The organism is Allofournierella massiliensis, from assembly GCF_004345265.1.
GTDB lineage: Bacteria > Bacillota > Clostridia > Oscillospirales > Ruminococcaceae > Allofournierella > Allofournierella massiliensis.
In genome coordinates this window covers 20750-36658 of record NZ_SLUM01000033.1, presented here as the reverse complement: position 1 = coordinate 36658, position 15909 = coordinate 20750, and the positions used below count along the sequence as shown (strand labels likewise).

The following is a 15909-nucleotide window of genomic DNA, read 5'->3' as shown; positions in this document are numbered from 1 at the left end:
GCCTGACATTTCACTGCTTTTTCCACCTGTCTTCTTGTTTTCAAACAGAAAACCTGCTCTGGCCTGATTGCCAAAGCAGGTTTTTCTACAGGCTGAAACGGCTCTCTGACAATGCGGTCAGAGAGCCGTTTTCCTTTTTATCGGATGGCGGTTCCAAGTCCTTTTTCCTTCCGCCACTGAGGCGGATTTCCGTCATCGCCCCAGTATTCATCCAGGAAAACAATCCGATCATTTTCCGTTCGCATGAAGGAAGTTACATGGCAGGAAACTGTTTTATCCCGGGAATATACATGTACCACAGTGATGATCAGATCTCCAATCTGTTCCACCCTCTCAACCTCGCCGGCCCAGCTGCCGGGATACTCGCAGTTTGCCCTTAGAAACTCCTCCACCGTAAACTGCTCGTTGGTATTGGGCCAGCGGATTATCGCATCTTTCCGGAAAAAGTGCCGCATCGTTTCTGCTTCCTGCGCCAGCGCAGCGCTCCAGTACCTCTCCACATCCATAACCTGGCTCTCCTTCCCTACCCGGCAGCTGTCTTGCTGCCTGCCAATTCAAACGCCACCAGCCCGCATTCCAGAGGATGGTCGTAATACACGACATCCGCTTTGTGTGGGTGGTAACGCAGCAGTTTCAAGGCAATCAGAAAATCCCCGCCACCACCCAGAATCATCAGCTCTGCCAGCAAAAACAGCCCCAGGCTGCCTGTCAGGATGGAAAGCCCCGCCAGCCCAAAGCCCAGAATCAGGGTGGGCATCAATCCGCCCAGCAGATACTGCCATCGTTTCAGGCCGTCTTTACAAGTACAATAGGGAGTGAGCATCTGCCAGATCACGCCGAAGGCGATGGCTCCAAACCCCCGGGGCGCCATCAACGCCCAGGTAACGCCATGAATCACCTCATGCAGTACCACCAGAACAAAGGCCGCCACCAAAAAAAGGAGCATTTCTGTCATCGAGAAATAAATGCTGCCCTGTGGATTCTTTGCAAAGAAGAGAACAGCCGCCACCGCAAGAAAAGGCAGCATAATCACCACTGCAAGCACATTGGCCCGCACCACATCCACGGTCAGATCCACTCTCTGATATCCCTGTTTCTCCATGCTGCGGCACAGTTGCTGATACCCTTCATACCGGGCCTGTTCCTGCTTTGAAAGTTTTCGATTTGGCCGTTCTTCCATGTTTCCACTCCCCCTGCTTTTCTGATGCCATTATAGCATATCCGTCTTTTTGATTCCAATCACATAGCCTCTCCCTTTCCGGGGCAGACTAACAGCAGGGAGGTGACCACAATGACACGTAAAAATGCTGATGCTGTTTCCAACTGCATCGAGCCCGCTGCCCGGGCCGCAAAGGCCCGGGAGAAAGGCAGCTTGCAACCGGATCTGGCCTATACCGGCCAGCAGGCTTTGCCAGGCCCCAAAGGCTGGGTGGAAAACGAAACCACCGTGCGCAGCAAACTGAAAAGCAAGGAGCAATTCCCACAGGGCTGAATGCTTCGGTTAAATTCCTGATTTTTCCAGTTAGGGCTTGCATTCTTTCCCTTCATCCAGTACAATAAGGTCTGATGATACCCCGGGAGGGGGTATGTTCCCCTCCTAATTCATGGATAAAGGAAGGATATTTTCCCATGGCAGAATTCAAATATGAGATTACCGAACGCATCGCTGTGCTGTCCCAGAGTGCCAACGGCTGGGAGCGTCAGCTGAATATGGTAAGCTGGAACGACCGTGAGCCCAAGTACGACATCCGCGACTGGTCCCCCGACGGCACCAAGATGGGTAAGGGCATCAGCCTGAGCCACGACGAGATGGCCATTCTGAAGGGCATTCTGGAAGAACTGGAGCTGTAATGGGCTACCAGGAGGATTTTTGCAGCCTGCTTTCCAGCCAGGTGCAGCGCCACGGCGTGGACAAGCTGCTGGAATGGCTGGCCGGCACGGACTTTTTCCGCGCACCCGCATCCACCCGGTTCCACGGGGCCTGCGAGCAGGGTCTGGTGATGCACAGCCTGAACGTATATCAGGCCTTCATGGACCGCTTCTATGAGGAAGGCGTGGACAATCTGGAGAGCGTGACCCTGTGCACCCTGCTCCACGATCTGTGCAAGGCCAATTACTACAAGGCGGGCACCCGCAACGTGAAGAACGAAGCCACCGGTCAGTGGGAAAAGGTGCCCACCTTCAATGTGGAGGATCAGTTTCCCTACGGCCACGGCGAGAAGAGCGTGTTTCTGATTGAACGTTTTGTACGGCTCAAGCCCGCCGAGGCGGTGGCTATCCGCTGGCACATGGGCGGCTTTGACGATGCCGCACGGGGCGGCAGCTGGGCGATCAGCCAGGCGTACGACGCTTACCCTCTGGCGGTGAAGCTGCACATGGCGGACCTGACCGCCACTTATCTGATGGAAAAAGGCACCGGCCGCCACTGACCGGCCCGCCGCTTCTTCCCAAACCGAAAAAAGCATGGAACGGTAAATCCGCTCCATGCTTTTCTTTTTGCTGTGTTTTCCTTATTTTTGCAGCAGCCGGTCCAGAAGCTCCAGCAGATTCTGGCTGCGGGAGGGCGCTTTCGAGGTCTTGGGCGGCTGCTCCGAGCTCTTGTGAGCCTTGGGGGCCACAGAATGACGGGGTTTAGGCGCCGCGGCAGGCTGGGGATAACGGGCTGCCTGACTCTCCAGCCGATCCAGACTCTGCTGGGTCTCCCCCAGTGCATCGTAGATGCTGCCGGTGGCCTGCTGCAGCTGCTGAGCCGCCTGATTGATCTGGGCATCCACCTGGGCCAGCTGCTGGCGCAGCTCCCGGATGCTCTCGGCCACATGGCGGCTGCTTTCAGCCAGACGTGCCTGCTCAGCGCGGGCATAATCCCGCTGGCGCTGCCGCTCGGCGGCAAGCTGCTGGCGCTGGGCCAGTTTCTTTTCCTCCAGCTCCTGGAAGCGCAGATCCAGACTGCGGCCGCGCTCCTCCACATTTTTCATCAGCTGGGCAGCCTGTTCCCGGCTCTTCTGGCGGAAGCTTTCCTGCTGCTGATCCAGCTGACGGGCATATGCCTGCTTTTCCTCTTCCACAGCCTGACGGGCCTGCTCCACCTCCTGCTGACGGCTGGCCAGCAGCTGCTGCAGATTCTGCAGATCGGCCCGCAGAACCACCGTTTCCTGCTCCTTGACACACAGGCGTTTCTGGTAAGTATCCGCATTTTCCCGGGCGCTGAGCAGCTGGCTTGCCAACCCGCTGGCCCGCTCGGTTTCCTGGGCAGTGAGCTTTTCCTGAGCGGCCAGCTTGTCGCACACTTCACGGGTCTTGTCCACCAGAAGCTGCTTGTCCTTTTTCAGCTGCTCCACTTCCTCACGCAGCTTGTCCGCCGCCTGCTGCTGCGCCTGCTTTTCCGCCTGATTCCGGGCAGTGAGCTGTTCGATATAGGCCAGTACATCGGCCTTTTTAAAGCCTCCCACCACCGCTGTTTTGAATTCGCCCGGCTTTTGCTGCTCTGCCATAGGGCAGCCCCTCCTCGCTGTTTTTTCCACAAGAAACGTTGGCCCCGCGGCACAAAAATGCCGCGGGGCCCGAAACTTCGTTGTTTATTTGCGCTTGTTCAAAAGGCCCATGATCTGATCAAAATAATCCCGGTCATCGTCGTCCTCAGTGCTGGAGGAAGCACCCATACCGCTGGAAGCGGTGGTGGAGCTGCTCACACTGGCAGCGCTGGAATCGCTGCTGAACACCGCGGAGGGCATACCGGTGGAGCTGGAAGCCGCCGGCCGCTCGGGTACGGGCACATTGCTGCCCACGTTCTCAAAGCCGGTGGCAACCACGGTTACCCGCATCTCGTCGGACATGCTCTCGTCAAACGCGGTACCCCAGATGATGTTTGCATCCGGATGCGCGGACTGGGTGATCAGGCTGGAAGCCTGCTCCACCTCCTCCAGGCCGATGTCCGGAGAAGAGGTGATGTTGATGATGACGCCCCGGGCGCCGGAGATGCTGGTCTCCAGCAGCGGGCTGGAAATGGCTGCCTTGGCCGCGTTTTCCGCCTTGCCCGCACCCTTGGCACTGCCCACACCCATGTGAGCATAGCCGGCATCCTTCATGATGCTGCGCACGTCGGCGAAGTCCAGGTTGATGAAGGCGGGAATGTTGATCAGGCTGGAGATGCTTTCCACGCCCTGACGCAGCACGTTGTCGGCCGCCTCAAAGGCGTTCATCAGAGTGATCTTCTCCTGGCTGATCAGCTTCAGGCGCTCGTTGGGAATCACGATCAGGCTGTCCACATGCATGAGCAGCGCGGTGATGCCCTGCTCGGCCAGGCTCATCTTGCGGCGGCCCTCGAAAGCGAAGGGCTTGGTTACGATGCCAACGGTCAGGATACCCAGCTCGTGGGCCACCTCGGCCACCACAGGAGCCGCACCGGTGCCGGTGCCGCCGCCCATACCGGCGGTGATGAAGGCCATCTGAGCGCCCTTCAGCGCGCTGGCGATCTCGTCCTTGCTTTCCTCGGCGGCACGCTGGCCAATCTCCGGATCAGCGCCTGCGCCGCGGCCCTTGGTCAGCTTGGCGCCCAGCTGCACCTTCTGGGTGGCGTGGCTCTTGAGCAGAGCCTGCTGGTCGGTGTTCATGGCGATGAATTCCACGCCCTGAAGGCCGGCCTCCACCATGCGGTTCACAGCGTTACCGCCGCCACCGCCAACACCGATTACCTTGATATTTGTGATATTCTGCATCTCTTCATCGAGAACGAATGCCATTGAAACTTCCCCCTAAAGTATTATTCCGTCTATTTGATCAGGCCGTGCCCCAGCGCAAAACGACCGGGCATACAAAGGCCACTATAATTATCAATACAGCTATTAATAGAGTACCAGATAATGCGCACAAATTCAAGTGCAAGAATGCCGCCATTTCACAGTTTTTTCCTCATATCTGGGGGGATGCTGTCACTCCTGCTCCTCCTGCACTGCCAGCTGTACCCGCGCCCCCAGGCTTTGCAGGGTGGCGGGCAGGCCCAGATAGCCCCGGCGCAGATGTTCCAGGCCGAACACCTGGCTTTCTCCGGCCGCTGCAAGCGCCGCTACCACCAGTGCGGCAGTGCCCCGCAGGTCACTGCCCTGCACCTTTGCCCCGCTCAGCCGACGCACACCGGTGATCTCCACCGCCCGGCCTGCCCGGCAGGCCTGCGCCCCCATGGCCGCAAATCCGGCCGCACAGGAAAAACGATTTTCAAACACCGTATCCTCCACCGCACTGCGGCCCACCGCACACAGCAGGGCCGCGGCCACCACCGGGGCGGCGTCGGTACAGAAGGCCGGATACACCCCGGTATATACCCGGCCCACTCCCTTCAGCGTACGACTGCGTTCCACCAGAAAGGCCCGATCCTGCCGCTGCACCCCGCAGCCCGCCAGCTCCAGTACCGCCAGCACCGGCTCCAGAAACTCCGCCGGGCAGCCCTGAATGCGCACCTGCCCGCCCGCGCTGGCCACTGCCGCCGCCAGTGTAGCGGCATAGATCCGATCCGGAATAGGGGTATAAGCGGTGCCTTGCAGTTCCGTGCGGCCCTGCACCCGGATTACCGGGCCGCCCGCTCCCTGAATGGAGGCTCCACAGGCACACAGGTATTCCGCCAGGTCCACGATCTCCGGCTCCCGGGCCGCACCCCGCAGCACCGTTTCCCCTTTGGCCAGTACCGCTGCCATGAGAAGGGTTTCAGTGGCACCCACACTGGGCAGCCGCAGGGCGTAATCCACCCCATGCAGGCCACGGGGCGCAGTGAGGACCAGCTGGCCGTCCTCCCACTGGGTCTGAGCCCCCATGCGGCCCAATCCCTCCAGATGGATGTCGATGGGCCGGGGCCCCAGCTTACAGCCGCCGGGCATGGGCATCTGCACCCGGCCGAAGCGGTGCAGCGCCGGGGCCAGGTAAAACACCGAGCTGCGCATGGACCGGGCCGGGCCGTCCGGCAGAATCCCCCGACCCTGAGCGGCGGCGGCCCTCAGGCGCACTGCCGGCCCCTGACGCTGTGCCTGCCCGCCCAGCGCGGTGTAAATGGTAAGGCTCTGCTCCACATCCGCCAGCGCAGGTGCCTGCCGGATGACCGTTTCTCCCCGGCACAGCATACTGGCCGCGATCAGCGGCAGCACACTGTTTTTTGCCGCAGGCACCATCGCCTGCCCGAACAGCGGTCGCCCACCCGTTATCTTCAGATACTCCCCCACATCAATCGCCCCTTTTTCATGAATTTTCCAAGTGTTTAGCCCAATGTATGTGCCGGGGCATTTTGATGTGAAAAGAACAGGGAACTTTTTGAGGAAGTCGAAAATCGCAGCCTAATATTTTTCCTGGAGGCCCTGCCGGCTCACCGAAAGCACAATGCCCATCTCGCCCAGCAGCATCATCAGACTGGTACCACCGGAGGAGAAAAAGGGCAGACTGATGCCGGTGTTGGGAATGGTGTTGGTGACCACCGCCATGTTCAGCACCGCCTGCATGACCACCTGCACCACAAAGCCCACAGTAAGCAGTGCGCCGAATTTATCCGGCGCACGCAGAGCGATCACCGCTCCCCGCAGCAGAAGCATCACGAACAGCAAAATCACCAGACAGGCGCCGAGAAATCCCAGCTCCTCGCAAAGGATGGAAAAGATAAAATCGTTCTGAGGTTCGGGCACATACAGGTATTTCTGGCGGCTGTTGCCCAGCCCCAGACCGGTTGCTCCCCCGCTGCCGATGGCATACAGGCTCTGGATGGTCTGATGACCATCGCCCAGCGGGTCGGAAAAGGGATCGATCCAGCTGGACAGCCGGTCCGCCGCATAAGGCACCAGATCCGGCAGCAGAATCACCGCACCGGCAATGGCTGCCGCGCCCAGACCACCAGCCAGTGCAAACCAGCGCATACCGGTGCCGCCTACAAACATGAGCACCGCCCCGATGCCGAACAGCAGCAGCGTGCCCGAGAGGTGAGGCTCCAGCAGCATAAGCACTGCCAGCACCCCCAGAATGGCCGCAAAGGGCAGTACCCCCACCGAGAAACGCTTCATCTTCTGATGGTTTAGCGAAATGATATGGCTGAAGGTGAGAATCACGGAAAATTTTGCTATCTCACTGGGCTGCAAGGTTCCCAGACCAGGCAGAACAATCCACCGTTTGCAGCCGTTGTATTCCGGCATGAACAGCACCACCACCAGCAACACCAGAGACAACCCCAACATCGGCCAGGCCAGTTTATGGTAGATGTGATAATCCACCCGGCTGGCCAGATACAAAGCAATCAGCCCCACCGCCGCGAACAGCAGCTGCGGCCGGATATAGGCAAAGGCATCGCCCCGGCGATAGAGGGCCACCGCATAACTGGCGCTATACAGCATCACAAGCCCGAAGCTCACCAGTGTGAGGACCAGCACCAGAAAGGGCAGATCCATGGGCGGGAGCTGATGACCCCAAAGCTCCCGAAAAAAGTGTTTGTCTGACCCGGAGGCGACACTGCGTTCTCCGGACTGGCGAATCTTTTCCATGGGGCATTCTCCTCCTTTTTCGGCTCGTTTTGTGGCAGTATGGGCCAGCGCACGGCCCGCTATTCCGGCTTCACATCATCGCCATCCGGCGGGATGGTGGGATCCTGGAATACCACTGTTACCGCTGTGCCCATGGTGGCGCTCTCCCCTGCCGCCATACTCTGGTTTACCGCCACCGCATTTTCACTCTGCACCGCCCCCACGGCCAGCAGATTCAGCCCGGCTGCCTGCATCTCTGCCTGCACATGTGTCAGGCTCTGGCCATCCACAGCGGGTACCTGAGTGGCAAGCAGTTCCAGCCCCTCCTCGGTATAAAGCAGCACTGTGCTGCCCCGGGGCAACGTCAGCCCTCCTGCTGGGTACTGGGTCACCACGTCGTCGCCACTGCCCAGCGTTTTGGCCGCAAAACCGCTTTCCTGCAGCTGCTGGACGGCCAGTTCCGTATTTTTCCCGGTCTGATCCGGCACAACAGCCTGCATCTGCTCCTGCTCGGCTTCGGTGTAGCGCCGGGGCGTATCATAATATTCCAGCGTATTCTCAATGATACCGGCCACCACCGGTGCTGCCAGCGCGCCGCCGCTGGTGGTATAGCTGTGAGGTTCATCCAGCACAATAAGCACTGCAATCCGGGGATCATCGATGGGTGCCACCCCCACAAAGCTGGCCACCCGGGCATCCTCGTCCTCCGAGTCCAGCTTCTGGCTGGTTCCGGACTTTCCCCCCACCGCATAGCCCGCCACGTAGGCGTTTCTGCCGCCGCCTTCCAGCACCACACTCTGCATCAGCTGGCGCATGGTAGCGCTTGCCTCCTCGCTGATGACCTGCCGCTTCACCGTGGGTTCATTCTTCTGCACCACATCTCCCTGAGCGTTCACCACCTGCTCCACCACATAGGGCTGCATCAGTTTGCCGCCGTTCACAATGGCGCTCACTGCAGTAATCACCTGAATGGGTGTAATTTTGCTGGACTGGCCAAAAGAGCAGCTTGCCAATTCCACCGGACCCGCCCGGCAGATGAATTTGGCTAAAACAAAAGCAGGCGGCAAAGCAGAAATCTGCTTTGCCGCCTGTGAATACACTTGTTTTTACTATTTAATAATGTAATTATAAAGCGGTTTCGCCGCAATATTCCTTCTTGAGAAGGGCCATCAGGGCATACAGCCGTTCATCCTTGATGGAATAACGTACGAACTGCCCCTCCTTTTGTGCCTGCACCAGCTGCCCTGCCCGCAGCTTTTGCAGATGCTGCGAAAGTGCGGGCCCGCTGATGCCCGGCACCGTACCTGCCAGCTCACCCACGGTCATGGGCTTTTCCAGCAGAGCACACAGGATCAGCAGCCTGTTTTCGTTGGCCAGCTGGCCCATCAGCTCCGCGATTTTCCGCGCCTGTTCCCGCATGGCTCACTCCTCCTTTTTCCCGCATCCGGCACAGCCGGCGCACCCCTGCGCGGAGCAGGCAGTCTGCACACTTTCCCCCCGGGGGGCGCGCAGTTTACAGATCAGCTGGGTCATGGTGCCCATGGGGCAGAACACACACCAGCTGCGGGGTTTAAACAGGGCCATCACGATCCAGCCGATCAGGTTGGAGGTGAGCATCAGGCTGTAAAAGCCGAAGGCAAACTGTGCCACCCAGGGAGCCACTGCTTCCCCGTGATACGCCCAGTCCCAGGGCAGGCGGAAGGTCCAGAACAGCTTGACCGTCTCGCTCAGATTCTGTGCCCCGGAGCCCACCAGATAGGTGACCCAGAGCATCTGAAAGAACATGGCAAAGAAAAAGACCAGAAAACCGTAACGAAACCATTTGGAGCGCATCCAGTTCGGAGTGGGGCGATTGGCGCTGAGCTTCAGTCTGCCGCCCAGCAGCGAGAGAAACTGCCCCCGGTCACAGTAGCGGTTGCAATACAGCTTGCTGCCGCCAAAGATGGCAATGAACAGCGGCAGGCAGAAAAAGATCATGCCCAGCCAGGCAAACAGGATATTGAAAAAGCCCAGCGCCAGATAGATGGGCGTGACAATCCACAGATGATCATACCAGTGTTTTGCCTTCTTCATTGCCGGATCCCCCTTTCCGCAAGTTCAATGGCCCCTGCCGGGCATTCCTTCGCGCAGCGGCCACAGCCCACACAGCGGGCTTCGTCCACTCTGGCCTCCACCCCATGCCACACGGCGATGGCATCCATCGGGCATACCTTGACGCAGCAGCCACAGGCCACACAGTAGTCCCGGTCCACCCGGGCATATCGTTTCGACGGCATACGTTCCCCCTTGCCGCGCGGTGCGGAGCATTCCATTCTTCGCAAGCCGCGCTTTTTGTTTAAGTATTTAAGCAAATACTAATATAACTGTTTTATCCCCTTCTGTCAAGCGCAAAAACGGCCAAGGCCGCATCCACTGCCTGGCAGGGATACGGCCTTGACCGTTTGTATGAGGTTGGGGCGGGCAGACACGACATGTCTTGTGGGCCCAGACATGCCGCCGTTCATCGCCCCGATGCGAGGAACAGTCTCTTATTTGACCAGCTTCTTGAACTCGTCAGCCACAAACTGAACCTTGGGTCCGATGATGACCTGAACGCTGGTCTTGCCGGGACGAACCACGCCGGCAGCGCCGGAAGCCTTGATCTTCTTCTCATCCACCAGCAGGCGGTCCTTAACTTCCAGACGCAGGCGGGTGATGCAGTTGTCCACGTTGGTCACGTTGGCAGCACCGCCAACGCCTTCCAGGATGGCAGCGGCCATGGCAGCGTAATCGCTGCTGCCCAGCTCGATGTTCATCTCGGCAGCATTGTCGTCGTCCTCACGGCCGGGGGTCTTCAGATTCAGCTGGACGATCAGGATGCGGAAGATCACATAGTACAGGACGAAGAATACCAGGCCGATGGGGATCAGCAGCCAGGAGTTCATGGCGAAGGGAGCCTTGAAGCTCAGGAACCAGTCAACGAAACCGGCGCTGAAATTGAAGCCGGCACGGATGGGCAGAGCAGCCACGATGCCAACAGACAGGCCGGTCAGCAGGGCGTGCACAACGTACAGAGCGGGAGCCAGGAACATGAAGGAGAACTCCATGGGCTCGGTAACACCAGTCAGGAAGGAGCACAGGGCAACAGACAGCAGGATGCCGGCGGTAACCTTCTTCTTCTTGTCCTTGGCGGTGTGGTACATGGCCAGCGCAGCGCCGGGCAGACCGAACATCATGACGGGGAAGAAGCCAGCCTGGTACATACCGGTCTGACCCAGAACGCCGCCTTCCATGGTGCCCCAGAACTTGCCGATATCGTTGATGCCGGCAACGTCAAACCAGAACACGCTGTTCAGAGCGTGGTGCATGCCGATGGGGATCAGCAGACGGTTCAGGAAACCGTAGATGCCGGCGCCCACAGCGCCCATGCCCAGAACGCTCTCGCCAACCCATACCAGGAAGCCGTAAACAACGGGCCATACGAAGTACAGGGGGATGCAGACCACCAGAGTGGTGAGCACGGTCATGATGGGCACGAAACGACGGCCCGCGAAGAAGCCCAGGAAGTCGGGCATGTTGGTCTTGTAGAACTTGTTGTAGCATCCGGCAGCAATCAGGCCGCACAGGATACCGATGAACTGGTTGTTGATCTTAGCAAATGCAGCGGGAACAGTGGCGTCAGCACCCAGAATCAGCTGAACAACACTGGTACCGAGCATGGTCTGCACGGTCAGCCAGGAGATGATGGCTGCCAGAGCGGAAGTACCCTCCTGATCCTTGGACATGCCGATGGCTACGCCCAGAGCGAACAGAATGGCCATGTTGTCGATCAGAATGCCGCCGGCCTTGATCAGCAGCAGAGCGAGCAGGCTATTGGCGCCCCAGCCGGTGGGGTCGATCCAGTAACCGATACCCATCAGGATACCGCCGATGGGCAGACATGCCACGGGCAGCATCAAAGACTTGCCCAAGCGTTGCAAAAATCGCATCATAAGTAATATCCTCCTAACACAGATCCCGGTGCCCGGCCGCAATGCCGAAACACCGAATTATCAGCACAGGGACGGCCGGCCCACAGCCGCCCCTCTTTGCCCAAACTTACAGGTTGGCCTTCAGGAACTCGGCCATGGAGGCAGCCGCAGCCTCCTCATCGGCGCCGTCGAAGGTCAGGGTCAGCTCCATGCCCTGCTTGGCAGCCAGCTTCATCACGCCCATGATGCGCTTGGCATCCACGGAGGTGCCGTTTACCGCAACGGTCACATTGCAGGCGTTCTTTGCGGCCTCTTTCACCAGCAGGCCGGCGGGACGGGCATGCAGGCCCAGGGGATCAGCGATTACATGTTTGATTTCTTTCATAAGATTATACCTCGCTTTCGCAAACTTTCTTTCTCAATTCCAAAACCCGGCCGGGCGATACCGACAGCTCGTCGTAGCCCATTTCCAGGAAGGTCTCCGTCAGGGAAATATCCGCGCCCAGCTCACCGCAGATGCCGCACCAGATGCCCTCCGCATGGGCGTTCTCGGCAATCATGCGCAGCAACGCCAGCACCGCAGGATGATGGGGATCGTAGAACTCATCCAGTTTGGCATTCTGCCGGTCGATGGCCAGCGTGTACTGGGTCAGATCGTTGGTACCCACGCTGAAGAACTGAACTTCCTTCGCCAGCTCGCGGCTGAGCACCGCAGCAGCGGGAGTCTCGATCATGATGCCCAGCTCCACCTCACCGAAGGCGATGCCCTCGGCGGCAAGCTCGGCCTTGATGGTCTCGCAGAAGGCCTTGATGCGGCGAACCTCATCCACCGAGATGATCATGGGGAACATGATGCTCACGGGGCCGAAGGCGCTGGCACGGTAGATGGCCCGCAGCTGCGGCCGGAAGATGTCCTCCCGGGTCAGGCAGATGCGGATGCCCCGGTAACCCAGAGCGGGGTTTTCTTCATGCTCCAGGCCGAAGTAATCCACCTGTTTGTCCGCGCCGATATCCAGCGTACGGATGACCACCGGGCGGCCCTGCAGGCTTTCCACCACCTTGCGGTAGGCCTGGAACAGCTCCTCTTCGGTGGGGAAGGTATCCCGGCCCAGATAGAGGAACTCACTGCGCAGCAGGCCCACGCCCTCGGCGTCGCCCTCCAGCACATACTTCACGTCGTCCGGGTTGCCGATGTTGGCAAACAGCTTCAGCTTGCGGCCGCTCTTGGAAACGGTGGGCTTGCCCCGGTAGGCTTCCAGCTGCTGGCGGTAGGCCTGAGCCTCATCCCGCTTTTTCTCCATGGCGGCGCGGGTATCCTCGTCCGGCTCGATGTAGTAGCGGCCCTCGAAGCCATCCACAATCATCATCTTGCCGTCCAGATCGTCGTCCAGAGTGATCTGCGCCTGCACCAGAGAAGGAATGTTCATGATGCGGGCCAGAATGGCGGTGTGGCTGTTGGAAGAGCCCTGGCGGGTCACAAAGGCCAGGATCTTATCCTTGGGCAGCTGCACGGTCTCGCTGGGGGTCAGATCCTCGGCCACCAGAATGCCGGGCTCCTCCATGGAAAAACCGGTCTTGCCGCCGCACAGGATGTTTACCAGACGGGTGGCCATGTCCTTTACGTCCACCGAACGGGCCTGCATATAGGCGTCGTCCATGGCGGCAAAGGCTGCGCTGAAGGCATCGCCGGTCTCGTGAGCCGCCTGCGCCGCGCTGGCGCCTCCGGCAATCATGTCCTGCACGCCCTCCAGATAATCCAGATCGTCCAGCATCATCATCTGAACGTCCAGAATCATGGCCTGCTCCTCACCGATTTCCCGTTTGGTCTTTTCAAACAGCTCGGTCAGCTGAGCGCGGGCCGTCTCGCGGGCTTCGTCGAATTTTTTCTGCTCGGCGGCGGCATCGCCGCAGGAGCCGGGCAGCTCCGCCTGCTGATGGCGGTACACATAGGCACGGCCGATGGCCACGCCGGAAAATACGGGTCTACCAGTACCCTGACGCATTGCGTTTGTTCTCCTCTCTCTTATTCCTTGACCAGGGTGAGAACGGTATCGCCCTCAGCCACAGCGGCGCCGGTCTGTGCGTTCACTTCCTTGTAATCCGCAGTGTTGCAGATCACCATGGGAGTGATGGTGTCGAAGCCGGCGGCGGCAACTGCCTCCCGGTCGAACTCGATCAGCAGCTGGCCGGCAGTCACATGGTCACCGGTCTTGGCGTGGGTGGTGAAGTGCTCACCCTTCAGCGACACGGTCTCCAGACCCACATGGATCAGCACCTCAGCGCCGCAGTCCGCCTTCAGGCTTACCGCATGGCCGGTGTCGAACATCAGATCTATGGTGGCGTCGCAGGGGGCAACCACACGGTTGCCGGTGGGCTTGATGGCCACACCCTTGCCCAGGATCTCCTCACCGAAGGTGGGGTCGCTGACCTGGTTCAGGGAAACAGCCTCGCCGGCCACCGGCGCACCCAGAGTGATGTCGCTGGATTTCTTGCCAAACAGTTTGTCGAAAATGCCCATGATAATGGTTCCTTCCTTTCCTTGATCGTCCTGTGTTATACAAAATCGAAATATTCGGGGGATGCTGTTTTATTGTTACGCGGCAGCCGGCTTAAACTTTCCTGCAGGTACGGTGCAGGCTGGCGGCCAGATAGGCCTGCTCTTCCGGGGGAAGACTGGTACCGCTTCGGCTGCACAGTCCTTCCACAATCTGCTGTGCACAGTGAAACTCTTCCGGGTAACACTGCCGCACCGCTTCCACAAAGCGCGGATCCTTCTGGGTCTGCTCCTGGCCGGAAAAGGCCCGGAATACCAGGAATTTCAGATGAACGGTAAACTCGTCGTAAAAGCCGCTCTCCTGATCCAGATGCAGATGGGGCCAGCCCGCCAGGCTGGTAAGCACATCGTGCAGGGTCTGGGTAATGCGCAGGGTGTCCCGGATGGAATTTTCGTACTCCGCATTCACCAGATGCAGCGCAATGTTGGCAGCCTCGTCATCCGGGAAATGAATTCCCAGCTCCCGCTCCAGCAGCTCCAGACCATATTTGCCCAGTGCATACTCCCGCGGGTAGAAGGTTCGCACCTCTGCCAGAAGGGTGTTCTGGAACACGGTGCCCTTGCGCAGCCGCTCAATGGCAAAACAGATGTGGTCGGTAAGCGTCAGATAAACGCTGGGGCAGAGCTTGCGGCCCAGATCTTCGGTCGCCCGGTCCACAATGCGGCTGCACAGCTCGATCTGCTGAGGCGGCAGAGTGGAAAACAGATCCGTCAGGCGGCGCGCTTCATCCGGCGTCTGCATGCGAAACAGCTTTTCCACCTTTGCTGCGTCCAGCTCGTCGCCGCTGCGAAGGGAAAAGCCCAGCCCCCGGCCCATGGCGATCACTTCCTGGCCGTTTTCGTCCAGGCAGGACACAACGTTATTGTTGATGGATTTGAGTACCTTCATTCGCACGTTCCTCTCGCCTTTTGCCGAGGCAATAAAAAAAACCATATTCAAAACCCTCCTCCGCACTGCGGAAGAGATGTGTTTGAATATGGTCTTGCCTGCCGTACAGTAACAACCCACTGTTCTTGTCAGCTAAATCTTACCAATCCGTTCACAGACTGTCAACATTTTTCCAGAAGATCGAATACTTTTCTATTGTTTGCACAAACATTTTTTCGGTATTTTGTGCAATTCATGCCTTGCAATTTGTGTCCATCTGTGGCTTTAGAGGCCCGCAAGAAGCTCCTTGGCCTGGCGGACCAGCGCCGCATCGGTGTATTCCCGCAGATATTCATCCGCCACAGGCAAGCCCATGGGCACGCCCTGCCGGCGGAAGGCCATGGGGCTTTCTACAGCCTTTTTGGCGGAGAAATGGAACTGACGCACACCGGCGGCAGCCAGTTTTTCCATGTTGCCGGGGTTCACGCCGCTGCCTGCCAGAATGTTCACCCGGCCATCGGCCCGCTGCACCAGCTGGGTCAGCAGCGGAATGCCCTGCTCGGCCTTTGCCTGCTGGCCGGAGGTGAGGATGGTGTCGAAGCCCAGCTCCACCGCATCCTCCAAGGCCTCAAAGGGATCGCGGCAGACATCAAATGCCCGGTGCAGCGTGCGGTGAAGCCCGCCGGCCGCATCCACACAGCGGGCCAGAAATTCCCGGTCCAGCGCGCCATTGGGCAGCAGAGCGCCCAACACCACACCGTTCACCCCCAGCGCACGGCACTGCTCAATCTCCCACAGGGTAGCCTCCTGTTCAGAGGGGGTGAAGCAGAAATCGCCAAAGCGGGGGCGCAGCAGCACATTCACCGGAATATGAACCTGCTCCATCACCTGGCGCACCAGCGCAATGGAGGGGCTTGTTCCCCCAATGATCAGACTGCCACACAGCTCCAGACGGTCGGCGCCGCCTGCCTGGGCGGCCAGAGCGGATTCCAGCGAATCCACACAGATCTCCAGCAGATGTTCCATGATAGTTAACTCCTTTTTCTTCATCGG

General features: G+C 59.2%; 19 protein-coding genes. 3 read left to right on the top strand and 16 right to left on the bottom strand.

Annotation, left to right across the window (positions count from 1 at the left end; translation table 11 throughout):
* Positions 1-137: 137 nt before the first annotated feature.
* Entirely contained in the window at positions 138-506 is a 369-nt protein-coding gene (locus EDD77_RS15585; RefSeq protein ID WP_058967102.1) for a nuclear transport factor 2-like protein, read from the bottom strand.
* A gap of 17 nt (positions 507-523) precedes the next feature.
* Entirely contained in the window at positions 524-1180 is a 657-nt protein-coding gene (locus tag EDD77_RS15580; protein WP_058967103.1) for a DUF3267 domain-containing protein, read from the bottom strand.
* A gap of 111 nt (positions 1181-1291) precedes the next feature.
* Here EDD77_RS15580 and EDD77_RS15575 point away from each other — a divergent pair, with 111 nt between their 5' ends.
* The 3 genes from EDD77_RS15575 to EDD77_RS15565 all read left to right on the top strand — a co-directional run bounded on the left by EDD77_RS15575 (position 1292) and on the right by EDD77_RS15565 (position 2429).
* On the top strand, positions 1292-1492 hold the full coding sequence (locus EDD77_RS15575) for a hypothetical protein (RefSeq protein ID WP_058967104.1): 201 nt from the start codon (positions 1292-1294) through the stop codon (positions 1490-1492).
* A 137-nt stretch (positions 1493-1629) separates the two neighbouring features.
* A complete protein-coding gene (locus tag EDD77_RS15570; protein WP_058967105.1) occupies positions 1630-1851 on the top strand; it encodes a YdbC family protein in 222 nt (73 codons plus the stop codon).
* Positions 1851-2429, top strand: a complete 579-nt coding sequence (locus EDD77_RS15565; protein WP_058967106.1) for a hypothetical protein — start codon at positions 1851-1853, stop codon at positions 2427-2429. Before EDD77_RS15570 ends, EDD77_RS15565 begins: the two co-directional genes overlap by 1 nt.
* Before the next feature lie 81 nt (positions 2430-2510).
* Here EDD77_RS15565 and EDD77_RS15560 read toward each other — a convergent pair whose 3' ends face one another.
* The 14 genes from EDD77_RS15560 to EDD77_RS15495 all read right to left on the bottom strand — a co-directional run bounded on the left by EDD77_RS15560 (position 2511) and on the right by EDD77_RS15495 (position 15882).
* Complete coding sequence (locus tag EDD77_RS15560; protein ID WP_058967107.1) at positions 2511-3491, bottom strand: coiled-coil domain-containing protein; 981 nt, start codon at positions 3489-3491, stop codon at positions 2511-2513.
* An 84-nt stretch (positions 3492-3575) separates the two neighbouring features.
* The gene (gene ftsZ / locus EDD77_RS15555) at positions 3576-4739 is read right to left on the bottom strand and encodes a cell division protein FtsZ (RefSeq protein ID WP_058967108.1); all 1164 of its coding nucleotides are present in this window, start codon (positions 4737-4739) and stop codon (positions 3576-3578) included.
* Positions 4740-4928: 189 nt separating this feature from the next.
* Complete coding sequence (locus EDD77_RS15550) at positions 4929-6206, bottom strand: UDP-N-acetylglucosamine 1-carboxyvinyltransferase (RefSeq protein ID WP_058967109.1); 1278 nt, start codon at positions 6204-6206, stop codon at positions 4929-4931.
* A 111-nt stretch (positions 6207-6317) separates the two neighbouring features.
* Complete coding sequence (locus EDD77_RS15545; RefSeq protein ID WP_058967237.1) at positions 6318-7412, bottom strand: FtsW/RodA/SpoVE family cell cycle protein; 1095 nt, start codon at positions 7410-7412, stop codon at positions 6318-6320.
* A 152-nt stretch (positions 7413-7564) separates the two neighbouring features.
* A complete protein-coding gene (locus EDD77_RS15540; protein ID WP_242868488.1) occupies positions 7565-8503 on the bottom strand; it encodes a penicillin-binding transpeptidase domain-containing protein in 939 nt (312 codons plus the stop codon).
* Positions 8504-8609: 106 nt separating this feature from the next.
* A complete protein-coding gene (locus tag EDD77_RS15535; protein WP_058967111.1) occupies positions 8610-8903 on the bottom strand; it encodes an ArsR/SmtB family transcription factor in 294 nt (97 codons plus the stop codon).
* Positions 8904-8906: 3 nt separating this feature from the next.
* Positions 8907-9557: a 4Fe-4S binding protein gene (locus EDD77_RS15530; RefSeq protein ID WP_058967112.1), complete on the bottom strand. Its 651-nt coding sequence runs from the start codon at positions 9555-9557 to the stop codon at positions 8907-8909.
* A complete protein-coding gene (locus tag EDD77_RS15525; protein WP_058967113.1) occupies positions 9554-9760 on the bottom strand; it encodes a 4Fe-4S binding protein in 207 nt (68 codons plus the stop codon). The genes EDD77_RS15530 and EDD77_RS15525 overlap by 4 nt, the downstream gene beginning before the upstream one ends.
* Before the next feature lie 252 nt (positions 9761-10012).
* The gene (gene nagE / locus EDD77_RS15520; RefSeq protein WP_242868489.1) at positions 10013-11455 is read right to left on the bottom strand and encodes an N-acetylglucosamine-specific PTS transporter subunit IIBC; all 1443 of its coding nucleotides are present in this window, start codon (positions 11453-11455) and stop codon (positions 10013-10015) included.
* Positions 11456-11561: 106 nt separating this feature from the next.
* Positions 11562-11819, bottom strand: a complete 258-nt coding sequence (locus tag EDD77_RS15515) for an HPr family phosphocarrier protein (protein ID WP_058967114.1) — start codon at positions 11817-11819, stop codon at positions 11562-11564.
* A gap of 4 nt (positions 11820-11823) precedes the next feature.
* Positions 11824-13437 (bottom strand): phosphoenolpyruvate--protein phosphotransferase, encoded by a 1614-nt coding sequence (gene ptsP / locus EDD77_RS15510; RefSeq protein ID WP_058967115.1) that lies wholly within the window; start codon positions 13435-13437, stop codon positions 11824-11826.
* Between the two features lie 20 nt (positions 13438-13457).
* Positions 13458-13952, bottom strand: coding sequence for a PTS sugar transporter subunit IIA (locus EDD77_RS15505; protein ID WP_058967116.1), 495 nt, complete (start codon positions 13950-13952; stop codon positions 13458-13460).
* Between the two features lie 91 nt (positions 13953-14043).
* Positions 14044-14922, bottom strand: a complete 879-nt coding sequence (locus EDD77_RS15500) for a PRD domain-containing protein (RefSeq protein ID WP_058967117.1) — start codon at positions 14920-14922, stop codon at positions 14044-14046.
* A gap of 219 nt (positions 14923-15141) precedes the next feature.
* Entirely contained in the window at positions 15142-15882 is a 741-nt protein-coding gene (locus EDD77_RS15495; protein ID WP_058967118.1) for a copper homeostasis protein CutC, read from the bottom strand.
* Between the last annotated feature and the right edge of the window lie 27 nt (positions 15883-15909).

What these genes read in the sequence shown, in the direction of transcription:
- EDD77_RS15585 (WP_058967102.1), bottom strand. Translation starts at nt 506, where the DNA reads ATGGATGTGGAGAGGTACTGGAGCGCTGCGCTGGCGCAGGAAGCAGAA.
- EDD77_RS15580 (WP_058967103.1), bottom strand. Translation starts at nt 1,180, where the DNA reads ATGGAAGAACGGCCAAATCGAAAACTTTCAAAGCAGGAACAGGCCCGG.
- EDD77_RS15575 (WP_058967104.1), top strand. Translation starts at nt 1,292, where the DNA reads ATGACACGTAAAAATGCTGATGCTGTTTCCAACTGCATCGAGCCCGCT.
- EDD77_RS15570 (WP_058967105.1), top strand. Translation starts at nt 1,630, where the DNA reads ATGGCAGAATTCAAATATGAGATTACCGAACGCATCGCTGTGCTGTCC.
- EDD77_RS15565 (WP_058967106.1), top strand. Translation starts at nt 1,851, where the DNA reads ATGGGCTACCAGGAGGATTTTTGCAGCCTGCTTTCCAGCCAGGTGCAG.
- EDD77_RS15560 (WP_058967107.1), bottom strand. Translation starts at nt 3,491, where the DNA reads ATGGCAGAGCAGCAAAAGCCGGGCGAATTCAAAACAGCGGTGGTGGGA.
- ftsZ (WP_058967108.1), bottom strand. Translation starts at nt 4,739, where the DNA reads ATGGCATTCGTTCTCGATGAAGAGATGCAGAATATCACAAATATCAAG.
- EDD77_RS15545 (WP_058967237.1), bottom strand. Translation starts at nt 7,412, where the DNA reads ATGGATCTGCCCTTTCTGGTGCTGGTCCTCACACTGGTGAGCTTCGGG.
- EDD77_RS15535 (WP_058967111.1), bottom strand. Translation starts at nt 8,903, where the DNA reads ATGCGGGAACAGGCGCGGAAAATCGCGGAGCTGATGGGCCAGCTGGCC.
- EDD77_RS15530 (WP_058967112.1), bottom strand. Translation starts at nt 9,557, where the DNA reads ATGAAGAAGGCAAAACACTGGTATGATCATCTGTGGATTGTCACGCCC.
- EDD77_RS15525 (WP_058967113.1), bottom strand. Translation starts at nt 9,760, where the DNA reads ATGCCGTCGAAACGATATGCCCGGGTGGACCGGGACTACTGTGTGGCC.
- nagE (WP_242868489.1), bottom strand. Translation starts at nt 11,455, where the DNA reads ATGATGCGATTTTTGCAACGCTTGGGCAAGTCTTTGATGCTGCCCGTG.
- EDD77_RS15515 (WP_058967114.1), bottom strand. Translation starts at nt 11,819, where the DNA reads ATGAAAGAAATCAAACATGTAATCGCTGATCCCCTGGGCCTGCATGCC.
- ptsP (WP_058967115.1), bottom strand. Translation starts at nt 13,437, where the DNA reads ATGCGTCAGGGTACTGGTAGACCCGTATTTTCCGGCGTGGCCATCGGC.
- EDD77_RS15505 (WP_058967116.1), bottom strand. Translation starts at nt 13,952, where the DNA reads ATGGGCATTTTCGACAAACTGTTTGGCAAGAAATCCAGCGACATCACT.
- EDD77_RS15500 (WP_058967117.1), bottom strand. Translation starts at nt 14,922, where the DNA reads ATGGTTTTTTTTATTGCCTCGGCAAAAGGCGAGAGGAACGTGCGAATG.
- EDD77_RS15495 (WP_058967118.1), bottom strand. Translation starts at nt 15,882, where the DNA reads ATGGAACATCTGCTGGAGATCTGTGTGGATTCGCTGGAATCCGCTCTG.